The organism is Streptomyces sp. NPDC047971, assembly GCF_040653355.1.
Classification (GTDB): domain Bacteria; phylum Actinomycetota; class Actinomycetes; order Streptomycetales; family Streptomycetaceae; genus Streptomyces.
This window is the reverse complement of sequence record NZ_JBEZNW010000023.1, coordinates 59,251-72,548: the sequence shown is the minus strand read 5'-3', so window position 1 is coordinate 72,548 and position 13,298 is coordinate 59,251. Positions and strand designations below refer to the sequence as shown.

The 13,298-nt window shown below is 70.3% G+C and carries 14 protein-coding genes; 7 read left to right on the top strand and 7 right to left on the bottom strand.

Annotation, left to right across the window (positions count from 1 at the left end):
- Positions 1-20 precede the first annotated feature (20 nt).
- Entirely contained in the window at positions 21-683 is a 663-nt protein-coding gene (locus AB0D99_RS21920; protein ID WP_362364530.1) for an ABC transporter permease, read from the bottom strand.
- 1 nt (position 684) lies between these two features.
- A complete protein-coding gene (locus AB0D99_RS21915; RefSeq protein ID WP_362364527.1) occupies positions 685-1,371 on the bottom strand; it encodes an ABC transporter permease in 687 nt (228 codons plus the stop codon).
- 140 nt (positions 1,372-1,511) lie between these two features.
- Here AB0D99_RS21915 and AB0D99_RS21910 point away from each other — a divergent pair, with 140 nt between their 5' ends.
- Entirely contained in the window at positions 1,512-2,600 is a 1,089-nt protein-coding gene (locus AB0D99_RS21910) for an ATP-binding cassette domain-containing protein (protein WP_362364524.1), read from the top strand.
- Positions 2,601-2,692: 92 nt separating this feature from the next.
- On the opposite strand, the gene AB0D99_RS21905 is transcribed toward AB0D99_RS21910, so the two are convergent.
- Positions 2,693-3,805, bottom strand: a complete 1,113-nt coding sequence (locus AB0D99_RS21905) for an alpha/beta hydrolase-fold protein (RefSeq protein WP_362364521.1) — start codon at positions 3,803-3,805, stop codon at positions 2,693-2,695.
- A 178-nt stretch (positions 3,806-3,983) separates the two neighbouring features.
- On the opposite strand from AB0D99_RS21905, the gene AB0D99_RS21900 reads away from it, so the two are divergent.
- From AB0D99_RS21900 to AB0D99_RS21875, 6 genes are all read left to right on the top strand, one after another.
- Positions 3,984-5,816, top strand: a complete 1,833-nt coding sequence (locus AB0D99_RS21900; protein WP_362364518.1) for a phosphatidylglycerol lysyltransferase domain-containing protein — start codon at positions 3,984-3,986, stop codon at positions 5,814-5,816.
- Between the two features lie 79 nt (positions 5,817-5,895).
- Positions 5,896-6,756: a dihydropteroate synthase gene (gene folP, locus AB0D99_RS21895; RefSeq protein ID WP_362364515.1), complete on the top strand. Its 861-nt coding sequence runs from the start codon at positions 5,896-5,898 to the stop codon at positions 6,754-6,756.
- Positions 6,753-7,211: a nuclear transport factor 2 family protein gene (locus AB0D99_RS21890; protein ID WP_362364512.1), complete on the top strand. Its 459-nt coding sequence runs from the start codon at positions 6,753-6,755 to the stop codon at positions 7,209-7,211. Before folP ends, AB0D99_RS21890 begins: the two co-directional genes overlap by 4 nt.
- Before the next feature lie 202 nt (positions 7,212-7,413).
- Positions 7,414-7,773 carry a dihydroneopterin aldolase gene (gene folB / locus AB0D99_RS21885; RefSeq protein ID WP_362364509.1) on the top strand — a complete coding sequence of 120 codons (360 nt, stop codon included), beginning with the start codon at positions 7,414-7,416 and terminating at the stop codon, positions 7,771-7,773.
- Positions 7,770-8,369, top strand: a complete 600-nt coding sequence (gene folK / locus AB0D99_RS21880; RefSeq protein WP_362364506.1) for a 2-amino-4-hydroxy-6-hydroxymethyldihydropteridine diphosphokinase — start codon at positions 7,770-7,772, stop codon at positions 8,367-8,369. Before folB ends, folK begins: the two co-directional genes overlap by 4 nt.
- Before the next feature lie 49 nt (positions 8,370-8,418).
- Positions 8,419-8,907 carry a DUF3180 domain-containing protein gene (locus tag AB0D99_RS21875; protein WP_362364503.1) on the top strand — a complete coding sequence of 163 codons (489 nt, stop codon included), beginning with the start codon at positions 8,419-8,421 and terminating at the stop codon, positions 8,905-8,907.
- 3 nt (positions 8,908-8,910) lie between these two features.
- Here AB0D99_RS21875 and AB0D99_RS21870 read toward each other — a convergent pair whose 3' ends face one another.
- From AB0D99_RS21870 to ftsH, 4 genes are all read right to left on the bottom strand, one after another.
- Positions 8,911-9,438: an SMI1/KNR4 family protein gene (locus AB0D99_RS21870; protein WP_362364500.1), complete on the bottom strand. Its 528-nt coding sequence runs from the start codon at positions 9,436-9,438 to the stop codon at positions 8,911-8,913.
- Between the two features lie 35 nt (positions 9,439-9,473).
- Positions 9,474-10,466 carry a hypothetical protein gene (locus AB0D99_RS21865; RefSeq protein ID WP_362364497.1) on the bottom strand — a complete coding sequence of 331 codons (993 nt, stop codon included), beginning with the start codon at positions 10,464-10,466 and terminating at the stop codon, positions 9,474-9,476.
- A gap of 71 nt (positions 10,467-10,537) precedes the next feature.
- Positions 10,538-11,143, bottom strand: coding sequence for a GTP cyclohydrolase I FolE (gene folE, locus AB0D99_RS21860; RefSeq protein WP_362364495.1), 606 nt, complete (start codon positions 11,141-11,143; stop codon positions 10,538-10,540).
- Positions 11,144-11,240: 97 nt separating this feature from the next.
- The gene (ftsH, locus tag AB0D99_RS21855) at positions 11,241-13,262 is read right to left on the bottom strand and encodes an ATP-dependent zinc metalloprotease FtsH (protein ID WP_362364493.1); all 2,022 of its coding nucleotides are present in this window, start codon (positions 13,260-13,262) and stop codon (positions 11,241-11,243) included.
- Between the last annotated feature and the right edge of the window lie 36 nt (positions 13,263-13,298).

Here is a 13,298-nt window from a genome sequence, read left to right as displayed (position 1 = left end):
TTCCATTCGTCGTTCCGAAGTCACAGCGGCCGGCGGCCGAGCAGCCTGTCCGCCCCCACGAGCACGGCCTCCACCAGGAGGGCGAGCAGCGCCACGAGAAGCGCGCCCGCGACCACCTGCGGGGTGTTGTACGTGTTGAACCCGGCGGTGATGATCCGGCCGAGACCGCCCTGGCCGACCATCGCCGCGATGGTCGCCGTGGCGACCACCTGCACGGCGGCCGACCGCAGCCCGGTCATGACCAGCGGGCGGGCGAGGGGCAGTTCGACCCTGAGGAAGAGCTGTCCGCCCGACATCCCCATCCCCCGGGCCGCCTCGACCACCGCCCGGTCCACCTCGCGCATCCCCACGTACGCGTTGGTGAGCAGCGGGGGCACCGCGAAGAGCACCAGCGCGATCACCGTCGGGACGTACCCCGCGTTGCGCAGCGGCGACACCATGAAGAGCGCGAGCACCGCGAAGACCGGGATCGCCCGTCCGGCGTTGGAGACGTTGACGGCGACCGCGCCGCCCTTGCCGAGGTGTCCGAGCCCGAGTCCCAGCGGCAGCGCGACGGCGCAGGCGAGCAGCAGCGCCAACCCGCTCACGTACACATGCTCACCGAGCCGGTGCCACACCCCGCCGTCACCGGCCCAGTTGGCTCCGGTCGTCAGCCAGCTCCAGGCGTCCGCCATCACCCTCATGTCACTCGCCCCCGCTCACGGCGCGTATGCGGGTCCACGGCGTGAGCAGCCGCTGCACGCCCAGGAGCAGCAGGTCCGCGGCGACCGCCAGGAGCACGCACAGCACGGAGGCGGCGAGCACCTGCGCCTTGAAGAAGGTCGGCAGCGCGTCCTCGATGAGATTGCCCAGGCCACCGCGGCCGACGATCGAGCCGACCGTGGTCAGCGCGATCGTGGAGACCGTCGCCATGCGCACGCCGGCCATCAGGGCCGGGAGCGCGAGCGGCAGTTCGACCTCCCACAGCAGCCTTCCCGAGCCGTACCCCATGCCGAGCGCGGCCTCTCGCGTCTCGGCCGGCACCGCCTGGAGGCCCGCCAGGATGTTCCGTACCAGGATCGTCAGCGAATACAGCACGAGTCCCGTCACCACGAGCGCGGCGGAGAGCCCGAGGAACGGGAGCAGCAGCGAGAACATCGCCAGCGACGGGATCGTGTAGAGCAGCGTCGTCAGACCGAGGACCGGCCCGGCGAGGCGGGGACGGGCCCGCACCAGCAGCGCCAGGGGGAAGGCGACGGCGAGTCCGATCAGGACGGACACGGCCGTGATCCCCACGTGCTGGAGCAGCGCGCTCGTCAACTCCTCGCTGCGCGTGCGCAGATACTCCCCGCAGATCCAGTCGTTCGTCACCAGACAGTTCGCCGCGCTCATCCGTCCTCCCCCCGGTCGCCCGCCCTGCCGAACGTATGTCCAGCGACCCTAACCCCCGCCACCGACAATCTCCGAAGACCGCCACAATGCGGCAACACCCCCTTCACACGGACCCCGCCGCCGGACGTAAGAATGGGGACATGATCCGGTTCGAACAGGTGACCAAGCGGTACGCGGACGGAACGACGGCCGTCGACAGCCTCTCCTTCGAGGTCGCCGAGGGAGAACTGGTCACGCTCGTCGGCCCGTCCGGCTGCGGCAAGACCACCACCATGAAGATGGTGAACCGGCTCATCGAGCCGACCGAGGGGCGCATCCTCCTCGACGGCGAGGACATATCCACGATCGACCCGGTCCGACTCCGGCGCCGCATCGGCTACGTCATCCAGCAGGTCGGGCTCTTCCCGCACCGAACGGTCCTCGACAACACCGCGACCGTCCCCCACCTCCTCGGCGCCCCGCGCGCCCGGGCCCGCGCCCGCGCCGCCGAACTCCTCGACCTCGTCGGCCTCGACCCGAAGACGTACGGCGACCGCTACCCCGAACAGCTCTCCGGCGGACAGCGCCAGCGCGTCGGTGTGGCCCGCGCGCTCGCCGCCGACCCGCCCGTGCTCCTGATGGACGAGCCCTTCGGCGCGGTCGACCCCGTCGTCCGCGAGCGGCTGCAGAGCGAGTTCCTCCGGCTCCAGTCGCAGGTCCGCAAGACCGTCCTGCTGGTCACCCACGACCTGGAGGAGGCCGTCCGCCTCGGCGATCGGATCGCCGTCTACGGACAGGGCACGATCGAACAGCTCGACACCCCGGCCCGGGTGCTCGGCGCCCCGGCCACCCCGTACGTCGCCGAGTTCGTCGGCGCCGACCGCGGCCTCAAGCGGCTCTCGGTCACCCCCGTCGACTCCGCCGCCCTGGACGAGGCCCCCGTCACGCGGCCCGGCGACACCGCGCCCGACGCGCCCTGGTCCGTCGTCCTCGACGCCGACGGCCGGCCGCTCGGCTGGGTGTCGGCGGACGAGCCCGGCCGCACGCGCCCCACGCCCGAACCGGTCCCCCTCGGCGCCTCCCTGCGGGAGGCGCTGGCCGCGCTTCTCCAGCACGACACCGGCTGGCTCCCCGTCACCGACCCCGCCGACGGCGGCCGGTTCGCCGGCGTCCTCACCCCGGCGGGCGTCCACCGGGCGCTGCGCGCGGCCACCGAGGCGGCCGGGGACCTGCCGGTCGGCTCACGCTGAGCCCGGCCGCGGGCTCCTCGGTCAGTTCGTGCCGAGCCTCGCCGCGGGCTCCTCGGTCAGCGCGCGCCGAGCCCGACCGGCGGGCCCGTCGGTCAGTTCGCGCTGAGCCGACCGCTCATCCACACCAGACCCGGCGGGATCTCGCGGTTCCACGTGTTGAAGTTGTGCCCGCCGCTGTCGAGCGTGATCGAGGAGACCCGCGCCGGCGCCTTCACCTTATTGACGAACGCGAGGGTCGGCCCGCGGTTCCCCTCCCCCTCCTTCGACGTCGTCACCAGGAACGACGACTTCCCCTGCGGCGCGTGGTCGAGGCTCCACAGCAGGTCGGCCCGCTTGCGCGCCGCGTCGTCGCCATGGAAGAGATCGCCGGTCGTCACGTCCTCCGCGGCCTTGTAGTACGCCGAGAAACCGGCGCCCGCCGCGAACCGGTCCGGGTGATGCAGCGCGATCTTCAGGGCGCAGTAGCCGCCGGTCGAGTTCCCCATGAAGCCCCAGTTCCGCGCCTTCGTCCCCACCCGGTACGTCTCCGAGACCGCCTTCGGCAGGTCCTCGGCGAAGAACGTCTCGGTCTGCGGCCCACCGGGGATGTCCACGCACTCCGTGTCCCGGGGCGGCGCCACGGTCGGCCGCAGCATCACCAGGATCATCGGCCGCATCTTCTTCTCCTTGGCCTGGAGGAAGGCCGTCTTCGGGTACTTCAGCCCCTTGAGGAGGTTCTCGGCCGTGCCCGGGTAGCCCGTCAGCACCACCGCGGCGGGAAAGGTGCTCTTCGCGTACTCCTTCTGGAAGTACTCCGGCGGCAGATACACGTAGGCGGGAGAGTCGATCTTCGACTTCTCGCCGGCGACGACGATCTTCTGGATCTGTCCGCCGACCTCCGGACGGCCACCGCCGGGCACGTCCATCGCCTGCGTCCCGACGACCTTGATGTCCTTGGACCCGGCCGAGTGGTCGACGACCACCCCCAGGTCCTGCTCCTGCCCGAAGAGGTCCGCCCAGGAGCCGTAGAACAGGAAGGAGTTGTTCGCCGCCAGACCGACCGAGGCGAACAGCGCCAGCTGGGTGGCGAGCAGCAGTCCGATCCGGCCGACGACCGACCGCACGCCGCCGCGCGCCAGCCGTGGCCACAGCCAGACCGTGGCCACGAACAGCACCACCGCCACGACGACGGCCAGCGCCAGAACCTTGTTGCTGGTGAGACCCATGAGACGCCCCGAGCCCTCTTCCTGATCCTGCTTGCCGAGAATTTCCCGTGCCCGAATGAACCCGCTCCGCCACGATGCCGTCCTAGAGGGCGCAAAACCTCCGGCCCGGCCCGCCCCTGACCACCGCGCGGCCGCCGGAAGTCAATCTTTCGCGGAGCCACGGGAAGCACGGGAAGCGATGTCTGTCACGGTAGATGGGGACAAATCAGGATCGGTTCCGGATCGGGTACGCCGGATTCTGCGCGGACCTCGACCCGAGAAGGTCCCCTCCCTCGTCGGTACGGCCTGCACCCTCGTCGGCCTGATCGACATCGCCGCGGGCGTCTTCCCGCGCTTCCGGGCCAGCCGGATGCACGCCGTCGCCGAGGTCCTGCCCGGCACCCTCGGACCGCTCTCCGCGGCCCTCTCCCTCAGCGCCGGCGTCCTGCTCCTGCTCCTCGCCCACGGCCTCAAGCGCCACAAGCGCCGCGCCTGGCGCGCGGCCGTCGTCCTGCTGCCGCTCGGCGCCGCCGCCCAGTTCGTCTGGCGCCACTCGATCCTCGGCGCCGTGCTCTCCCTCGCGCTGCTCGCCCTGCTGCTGCGCCACCGGAGCCAGTTCGCCGCCCTGCCCGACCCCCGCAGCCGCTGGAAGGCCCTCGCCAACTTCGTCCTCATGGGCGCCGGATCCATCGCCCTCGGCCTGGTCATCGTCAGCGCCCACCCCCGCCGCGTCATCGGCAGCCCCGGCCTCACCGACCGCCTCGAACACGTCCTCTACGGACTCTTCGGCTTCGAGGGCCCCGTCGGCTACACCGGCAGCGTCGACTGGACCGTCGGCTACTCCCTCGGCGCCCTCGGCATGCTCACCGCCCTCACCACCATCTACCTCGCCTTCCGCCCCGAACACCCCGCCGCGCGGCTCACCGAGGACGACGAGACCAAGCTGCGCGCCCTCCTCGACAAGCACGGCCGCCGCGACTCCCTCGGCCACTTCGCCCTCCGCCGCGACAAGGGCGTCGTCTTCTCCCCCAGCGGCAAGGCCGCCGTCTGCTACCGCGTCGTCTCCGGCGTCATGCTCGCCAGCGGCGACCCCATCGGCGACGTCGAAGCCTGGCCCGGCGCCATCGACCGCTTCATGGACGAGGCCAAGGCCCACTCCTGGACCCCCGCCGTCATGGGCTGCTCCGAGACCGGCGGCGAGGTCTGGACCCGCGAGACCGGCCTCGACGCCCTCGAACTCGGCGACGAGGCGGTGGTGGACGTCGCGGATTTCTCCCTGGCCGGGCGCGCCATGCGCAACGTGCGCCAGATGGTGAAGCGGATCGAACGGAACGGCTACACCACCAAGGTCCGCCGGGTCCGTGACCTCTCCGACGGCGAACTGGCCCGCATCCGCCGCGCCGCCGCCGACTGGCGCGGCACCGACACCGAACGCGGCTTCTCCATGGCGCTCGGCCGCATCGGCGACCCCGGTGACGGAGACGCCGTCATAGCCACCGCCCACAAGGACGACCCCGACTCCCCCTACGGCGACCTCAAGGCGATCATCCACTTCGTGCCCTGGGGCACCGACGGCATGTCCCTCGAACTCATGCGCCGCGACCGCTCCGCCGACCCCGGCATGAACGAACTGCTCATCGTCGCCGCCCTCCAGGACTCCCCGCGCCTCGGCATCGAACGCGTCTCACTCAACTTCGCCATGTTCCGCTCCGCGCTCGCCCGCGGCGAGAAGATCGGCGCCGGCCCCGTCCTCCGCCTCTGGCGCGGCCTGCTCGTCTTCCTCTCCCGCTGGTTCCAGATCGAGTCCCTGTACAAGTTCAACGCGAAGTTCCGGCCCCGCTGGGAACCCCGCTTCGTCGTGTACCGCAAGAGCCGTGACCTGCCCCGCATCGGCTTCGCCGCCATGCAGGCCGAGGGCTTCGTCAACCTCGCGCTGCCCCGCCCCTTCGCCCGCCGCAGGACCACCGCCGAACCCCGCCCCTGCGCCCACATCGTCGCCCCGCAGCCGGACCGCGAGATCCGCGCCGCCTGACCACGACGACCACGCCACCCCACCCGGACGCGCCCCCGACCCGGGCACCCCCGACGCGGCCAGCCCCTAGTCTGGACATATGAGTACGTTGATCGGCCGGGGCACGGCCCGGGGCCTGCCGGAGTGGGACCGCTGCGCGGTCATGGGCGTCGTGAACGTGACCCCGGACTCCTTCTCCGACGGCGGCCGCTGGTTCGACACCACGGCCGCCGTCAAACACGGGCTCCACCTCGTCGCCGAAGGCGCCGACCTCATCGACGTCGGCGGCGAATCCACCCGCCCCGGCGCCAGCCGCGTCGACGAGGAGGAAGAGCTGCGCCGGGTCGTCCCCGTCGTCCGCGGCCTCGCCGCCGAAGGCGTCACCGTCTCCGTCGACACCATGCGCGCCTCCGTCGCCCACGCCGCCGTCGCGGCCGGCGCCACCCTCGTCAACGACGTCAGCGGCGGACTCGCCGACCCCGGGATGGTCCCCGCCGTCGCCGCCGCCGAAGTCCCCTTCGTCGTCATGCACTGGCGCGGCTTCAGCCAGGACATGAACAGCCTCGCCGTCTACGACGACGTCGTCGGCGAGGTCGTCACCGAACTGCGCCACCGCATGGAGGCCGTGGTCGAAGGCGGGGTCGCCCCCGAGCGGATCGTCATCGACCCCGGACTCGGCTTCGCCAAACTCGCCCCCCACGACCTGGCCCTCGTCGCCCACCTCCCCGAGCTGCGCGCCCTCGGCAGGCCACTGCTCGTCGCCGCCTCCCGCAAGCGCTTCCTCGGCCACGTCCTCACCCGCGAAGGCGCCACCCCGCCCCCCGCCCGCGAACGCGACGCCGCCACCGCCGCCGTCTCCGCCATCGCCGCCCACGAGGGCGCCTGGGCCGTCCGCGTCCACGAGGTCCGGGCCACCGCCGACGCCGTCCGGGTCGCCCGAGCCGTCGAAGGAGCCGTGTGACCCACCAGACCGACACAGAAGCGGTCGAGGCCGCCAACACCGCCTTCTACGAGGCGATGGAGCGCGGCGACTTCGAGGAGATCTCCGAACTCTGGCTCGACGACGGCGCCACCCCGATCAGCTGCGTCCACCCGGGCTGGCCCGTCCTCACCGGACGCGGCGAGGTCCTGCGCTCGTACGCCCTGATCATGGCGAACACCGAGTACATCCAGTTCTTCCTGACCGACGTGAAGATCTCCCTCGCCGGCGATGTGGCCGTCGTCACCTGCACCGAGAACATCCTCAGCGGCGGACCCGCCGAGGACGGCGCCGAACTCGGACCCCTCGTGGGCCAGCTCGTCGTCGCCACCAATGTGTTCCGCCGCACATTCGACGGCTGGCGCATCTGGTCCCACCACGGCTCCCCCGTCCTCACCGAAACGGACGACGAGGAGGACGAGGAACCCGGCTCCTGACGGGCTCCACCGTCCTTTCGGGTGACCCGGTGGATTGGAATCCAGCGCTCTGGGTAGGGGCCGCTCCCAGCCCCTGTGGCCGTCGCCGCAACCCCCCATGGGCAAGCGCTGTCGGTGCTCGCAGGTAGATTCGATGCTGGACACCCGGCCGTCCGCACCCGGCTGCGTGGCCACAAGAACTACGACAGCAGGAGTGATTCGCGTGGATCGTGTCGCGCTGCGCGGCCTCAAGGCCCGAGGACACCATGGCGTCTTCCCCAAGGAACGCGAGGAAGGCCAGACCTTCATCGTGGACCTCGTCCTGAGCCTGGACACCCGACCCGCGGCAGCCGACGACGACCTGACGAAGACCGTGCACTACGGCGTCGTCGCGGAGGAAGTCGTCGATGTCGTCCAGGGCGAGCCCGTGGACCTGATCGAGACGCTCGCCGAGCGCATCGCCCAGCAGTGCCTCAAGCACGCGGGCGTCCAGGAGGTCGAGGTCGTCGTCCACAAGCCGGACGCGCCGATCACGGTCCCCTTCGACGACGTGACCATCACCATCACCCGGAGCCGAGTATGAAAAGCACGCACAGCGACCCCACCGTGCAGCCCGTACCCGCCTCGGTCGTCGAAGCGGTCGACGCCGCCGACGTGACGCTCTCCAACCCCAAGTGGGCCGTCATCGCCCTGGGCTCCAACCTCGGCAACCGCCTGGAGACGCTCCAGGGGGCCGTCGACGCCCTGGAGGACACGCCGGGCCTCCGGGTCAAGGCCGTCTCCCCCGTCTACGAGACGGAGCCCTGGGGCGTCGAGCCCGGCTCCCAGCCCTCGTACCTCAACGCGGTCGCCCTCGTGAAGACGACCCTGCCGCCCAGCTCCCTCCTGGAGCGGGCACACGCCGTCGAGGAAGCCTTCCACCGCGTCCGCGAGGAGCACTGGGGCGCCCGCACCATCGACGTCGACATCGTGGCCTACGCCGACGTGGTCTCCGACGACCCGGTCCTCACCCTCCCCCACCCCCGCGCCCACCAGCGCGCCTTCGTCCTCGCCCCCTGGCACGACGTCGACCCCGAGGCCAGCCTCGCCGGGCACGGCTCCGTCGCCGACCTGCTCACCGCCGTCGGCAGCGAGGGCGTCGTGCCGCGCGCCGACCTGGAACTCCGTCTGCCCGAGTAGTCGTTACGCTCGTGGAACATCGCCCCCACGACGACACGAAGGACACCCGGTGAAACAACTGCGGCTCAAGGTTCTCGCCGGACTGTTCGTCGTCGCCGGAGTCCTGTCCTGGGGCGCGGCACGCCTCTGGGACGCGGTGGGCACCCTGCCGAGCGTGCCGCTCGCCGCCCCCATCGTGCTCGCCGCCATCGCGGTCGTCCTGACCGCGACGGCCCTCTCCATCCGCGCCCGCCTGAAGGCCCAGCGGGAGCGCCGCCCCGGCGCGAAGGGCGTCGAGCCGCTGATGGCGGCCCGCGCGGTGGTCTTCGGCCAGGCGAGCGCCCTCGTCGCCGCCCTGGTCGCCGGCATGTACGGCGGCACGGGCGTCTTCCTCCTCGGCTCCCTGGACATCCCGGCCCGCCGCGACCAGGCGATCTACGCCGGCTTCTCCGTCCTGGCCGGCATCGCCGTGATCGCGGCGGCCCTCTTCCTGGAGCGCGTCTGCAAACTCCCCGAGGACGAGGACCACAACGGCAAGGGCGCGGCGCCGGTCGCGTGAGGCTCAGCGGCAGAGCTCGTCGATGTCGTCGGAGAAGCTCGGAAACTCCGCCTGAGCCTCGATGACGATGTCCCGGCCCGCCCGGCGCGGGGTGACGGCATGCCGCCCCGCCAGCTCGGCCAGCGCCCCATCGGGCCGCGCCTCGCGCTCCGCGTACAGAGCGGCCTCCATCGGCCCGAAGCCGTCGGCCAGGACCCACAGGAAGTCCGACAGATTCCCGGCCACGACGCCCCGCTCACCCTCCGAGCCCATGAACACCACGGGCTGCTCCGTGAGCGGCCGACCCACCCGCACACACCAGATCGCGGCGAGCCCACCGGTCCCGTCCTGCCCGAAGACCCGGTAGTCACCGCCGTCGAGCTCGTGGTTGCCGGTCCAGTGCCGCAGCCAGTCCGTCGTCTCCTCGGCGGAGTCGAAGGCGTCGTACGGCTCGAAGTCGACGCCCTGCCCCTCGTCGTAGTCGAACTCCGCCCGGGCGACATCGGCCAACGCGGCAGGAAATCGGCGGTCGTCGCCGGTCGTCTCGATCATGAGCGCAGGCTAACGACCCCCACTGACACCCCGGCCTACCAGGGCTCCCGCACGAGGTGGCCGTTCACGAGGAAGGTGGGGTGGGGTTCGAGTCGGTAGCTGTAGAACGTGAAGGGCTTGGTACCGAGGGCGGGGCGGGGGCGGATTTCGTGGACCTGGATCCAGGAGGACTCCGGAGGGTCGATGGGGTGGTGCTCGGAGACGAAGGTGCCGCGACTCTGCCAGCGATCGCTCACGACAAGCTGCGAGGCCGGTCCGCGCTTCGAAGGGGTGAACCGCGCGCCGATGAGCCGCGCCAGCTCCGCGAGGAATGGGACGTTGGCACTCGCGATCATGTTCGCCGGCCAGCGCTTGATGCGGCAACCGTCACCGGCGATGTATCCATCGAGGAACCCGTTGAAAGTGTCGATGTCCCGCAGCACCACCCGCGGAAAGCGCTGCCGCATGTGGTGGGCATCGCCGCCCACGTAGTGCCGCATCGCGTCGGAGAGGTACGAGGAGACCACCCGCACACGGAAGCCCGGCAGATCCCGCTTCAGATAGCCGGACGGCCGGGTCACCGCCTCGAGGCGTGCGGGAAGCCCCGTACAGGCCGTCAGCGCGGTCGCGTACCGGGTCGCGAAGTGCTCCTCGTTGACGACCAGCGAGACGTAGTTCTTGCCGACCGTGCCATCGGCGCACGTGGCACCGACGAAGTAGCCGAACTCATAGCCCGCCCTGATCGTCAGCCGCTCCCGGCACAGCTTCCGTGCATGCGTCCAGGCGATCGTCGTCCCCGCCGCGTCCGCGGCGTGCGTCCACCCGTCCGGCGTGGCCAGCAGCAGATCCGGGCTGCTGACGAAAGCCATGTGGTCGGTGACCACCTCGACAGCCGTGCGCGCCTTCACTGCGGTGACCCCGACGACCGTGGTCTGCACGGTCCGGTCGCCGTCCAGCGTCCACATCACGCTGCCGGGCGCCACGCGCTTCGCCTGGACGCTGCCGCCGACCAGATTCACCAGCTGCTTGCTGGAAAGCCCGTACCCCATACCGATCCCCCTTGATCAGCGATCAACTCCACTGATCGGGGACGGTATGGAGCAAGGCGGACAGCTCGCCACTAACGAGCCAATATCAGGGACATAGCCTCGGCTCGTGTAGTAGCGTCACGAAGTTGCCCACGTACCGCCGAGGTCGTCGTCTTCGCGCCCGGCTTACGGATGCCGCGCAGCGACATGCACATGTGCTCGGCCTCGATCACGACGATCGCGCCCCGCGCGTCAAGGATCTTCATCAGCGAATCGGCGATCTGCGTCGTCAGCCGCTCCTGCACCTGTGGACGCCGAGCGAAGACGTCGACCAAGCGCGCCAGCTTCGAGAGCCCCGTGATCTTCCCGCTCTCGGCCGGGATGTAGCCCACATGTGCCACACCATGAAATGGGAGCAAATGATGTTCACAGAAGCTTACGAGTTCAATGTCCTTCACGAGGACCATTTCATCGTGCCCGATGTCAAAAGTCGTGGTCAGAACATCCTCAGGCTCCTGACGCATCCCTGACAATAGTTCCCTATATGCACGTGCAACGCGCGCAGGGGTCTCCAGCAACCCCTCGCGGTCGGGGTCCTCGCCGACGGCGATGAGGAGCTCCCGTACGGCGTTCTCGGCGCGCTTCTCGTCGAACTCGCCGATCGTGCCCTCGCCGTCCAGCGTCACCGGGTCGGTCATCTGTGCCTCGTTCCGTCTGAGCCTTGGCGCGAAAAGTGCCGCGCCCCCACAGGCTAGAACCTGTGGGGGCGCGGCATCCATTCCGGGTGGTCGGAGGTCAGGCCTCCGGGGCCTCCTCGGGAGCGACCTCGATCGCCTTCGTGGTGTCCACCGGCGCGCTGCCGTTCGCGCCGTTCGTCAGTGCCAGCTCCTTGGGGGAGAGCACCGGCGGACGGGTCGAGGGCGTGCGGCGGGAGGAGCCGGTCCAGGCCGGGCGGGCCGGGCGCTTGACGATCGGGGCGAAGATCTCGGCGATCTCCTCCTTGCCCAGCGTCTCCTTCTCCAGGAGCTGCAGGACCAGGTTGTCGAGGACGTCACGGTTCTCGACGAGGATCTCCCACGCCTCGTTGTGCGCGGTCTCGATGAGCTTCTTGACCTCTTCGTCGACCAGCGCGGCGACCTCTTCCGAGTAGTCGCGCTGGTGCGCCATCTCACGGCCGAGGAACGGTTCGGTGTTGTCGCCACCGAACTTGATCGCGCCGAGCCGCTCGGTCATGCCGTACTGCGTGACCATCGCGCGTGCGGTGGCCGTGGCCTTCTCGATGTCGTTCGCCGCGCCCGTGGTCGGGTCGTGGAAGACGAGCTCCTCGGCCGCGCGCCCGCCCAGCATGTACGCGAGCTGGTCGAGCATCTCGTTGCGGGTGGTCGAGTACTTGTCCTCGTCCGGGAGCACCATCGTGTAGCCCAGGGCGCGGCCGCGGGACAGGATCGTGATCTTGTGGACGGGGTCGGAGTTCGGCGAGGCCGCCGCGACCAGGGCGTGACCGCCCTCGTGGTACGCGGTGATCTTCTTCTCCTTGTCCGACATGATCCGGGTCCGCTTCTGCGGGCCCGCGACCACACGGTCGATCGCCTCGTCCAGGGAGTGGTTGTCGATCAGCTTCTTGTCCGAGCGGGCGGTGAGGAGCGCCGCCTCGTTGAGGACGTTGGAGAGATCGGCACCGGTGAAGCCGGGGGTGCGTCGGGCGACGGCGCCGAGGTCGACGTCCGGGGCGACCGGCTTGCCCTTCTGGTGGACCTTGAGGATCTCCAGACGGCCCTGCATGTCCGGGCGGTCGACCGCGATCTGCCGGTCGAAGCGGCCGGGGCGCAGGAGCGCCGGGTCGAGGATGTCGGGGCGGTTCGTGGCGGCGATCAGGATGACGCCGCCCTTCACGTCGAAGCCGTCCATCTCGACGAGGAGCTGGTTGAGCGTCTGCTCGCGCTCGTCGTGGCCACCGCCGAGTCCGGCACCGCGGTGTCGGCCGACGGCGTCGATCTCGTCGACGAAGACGATCGCCGGGGCGTTCGCCTTGGCCTGCTCGAAGAGGTCGCGGACCCGGGAGGCACCGACACCGACGAACATCTCGACGAAGTCGGAACCGGAGATCGAGTAGAACGGCACGCCGGCCTCGCCCGCGACGGCGCGCGCGAGGAGGGTCTTGCCGGTTCCGGGCGGGCCGTACAGCAGCACGCCCTTGGGGATCTTGGCACCGACGGCCTGGAACTTCGCCGGCTCCTGGAGGAACTCCTTGATCTCGTGGAGTTCCTCGACGGCCTCGTCGGAGCCCGCCACGTCGGCGAAGGTGGTCTTCGGGGTGTCCTTGGTGATCAGCTTGGCCTTGGACTTCCCGAAGTTCATGACTCGGGAGCCGCCGCCCTGCATCTGGTTCATCAGGAACAGGAAGACGACCACGATGAGGACGAAGGGCAGCAGCGAGAGCAGCACCGACAGGAACGGGCTCTGCCGCTCCGGGGAGACGGTGTAGCCCTTGTCGAGGTCGCCGGAGGCGGCCTGCGCCTGGAGCGTGGTGGTCAGGTTGGCACCCTGGTCACCGATGTAGCTGGCCTGGATCTTGGTGCTGCCGCCGTACTTGTTCTTGTCGGCGCCGTTCTTGAGCTCGACCTTGATGACCTGCTCGTCGCCGGTCGTCAGCTTGACCTGGTTGGCCTGCTTGTCATTGATCGCCTGGACGACCTTGCTGGTGTCCACCGTCTTGTAGCCCTCGGACGAGCCGACGACCTGCATCAGCACGACCACGGCGAGGACGGCCAGCACGATCCACATGACCGGCCCACGGAAGTATCGCTTCACGTCCATCCATACGGAGCGAGAACGCTCCGTCCCTCCTGCCCG